We start from the raw sequence: 1,304 nt of genomic DNA on the forward strand, positions 1-1,304 counted from the left end.
GTTCAAGACCGCGCCCACCACCGGCACGCCGACGAAGAGGAAGACAGCGAGGTCTTCCAGCGATACACCGTCGTCCGCGGCCGCAGCGCCGCGGGCGGGCAGCGGCAGCTCCTCGCCGCGTATCAGCGCGGCCAGCGCATCCACGCCGGCGTCGATGCCGCCGGCGAAGTCGCCCTGGCGGAAGGCGGGGGTGATGTAGCGGTCGATGATGCGATAGGCGGCCAGATCCGGCACCGCGCCTTCGAGGGCGCGCGCGACTTCGATGCGGACCTTGCGGTCGTTCTTCGCCACCACCAGCAGCAGGCCATCGCCCACATCCTTGCGGCCTATCTTCCAGCTGTCGGCGACGCGGAAGGCGTAGGCGGCGATGTCCTCAGGCGCGGTGGTGGCTACCAGCAGCACCACGATCTGGCTGCCGCGCTCCTGTTCGAAAGCGGCCAGCTTTTCCTCCAGCGCCTGGCGCTGCGGCGCGCTCAAGGTGGCGGTCTGATCGATCACCCGCGCGCTGAGCGCGGGTACTGCCTGCAGCGCCTGTGCACCGGCCAGCCGGGGCAGGGCGAGCGCGAACAGCAACAGCACGGCGAAGAGCCGGCGCAGGGCGGACGAGTCGAAGCGGATGAGGCGCATGGCCGGCCGGGATCAGCGTGCGGGCTGCTGTTGCTGGTTGCCGAAATCCACCGTGGGTGGGCGGGAGATCTCCGCCTCGTTGGCGACGCTGAAGTTCGCCTTGGGCTGGTAGCTGAACACCATGGCGGTGAGGTTGGTGGGGAAGCTGCGCGCCAGCACGTTGTACTCCTGCACCGTCTGGATGTACTTGTTGCGCGCCACGGTGATGCGGTTCTCGGTGCCTTCCAGCTGCACCCGCAGATCCTGGAAGCCCTGGTTGGCCTTGAGGTTGGGATAGTTCTCCGATACCGCCAGCAGGCGGGAGAGGGCGCTGCCGAGTTGGCCCTGGGCCTGCTGGAAGCGTTCCATGGCCTGCGGGTCGTTCAGGGTTTCCGGCGTGACCTGGATGGCGGTGGCGCGGGAGCGGGCCTCGACCACGCGGGTGAGGGTTTCCTGCTCGAAGTTGGCCTCGCCCTTGACGGTGTTGACGATGTTGGGGATGAGGTCCGCGCGGCGCTGGTACTGGTTCAGCACTTCGCTCCAGGCGGCCTTGCTCTGTTCGTCCAGGCGCTGGAAGTCGTTGTAGCCGCAGCCGGAGAGGCTGAGCGTGGCGGCGATGAGCAGGGGGGCGCTGAAACGGCTGAGGCGGGTCGCAGGCATTTTTGTTTCCTTGTGGCTCTGGGCGGGGTGGCTGGGGG

2 protein-coding genes are annotated in these 1,304 nt (G+C 68.3%); both read right to left on the reverse strand.

What is annotated here, in order from left to right; genetic code table 11:
• On the reverse strand, positions 1-627 hold a 627-nt coding region (locus tag GRF61_RS24100), incomplete at its 3' end, for a TPM domain-containing protein (protein WP_211166185.1).
• Positions 628-639: 12 nt separating this feature from the next.
• Complete coding sequence (locus tag GRF61_RS24105; RefSeq protein ID WP_169153149.1) at positions 640-1,266, reverse strand: LemA family protein; 627 nt, start codon at positions 1,264-1,266, stop codon at positions 640-642.
• Positions 1,267-1,304: the final 38 nt, after the last annotated feature.

This window comes from Azoarcus sp. TTM-91 (genome assembly GCF_012911025.1).
Taxonomy (GTDB): Bacteria; Pseudomonadota; Gammaproteobacteria; order Burkholderiales; family Rhodocyclaceae; genus Azoarcus.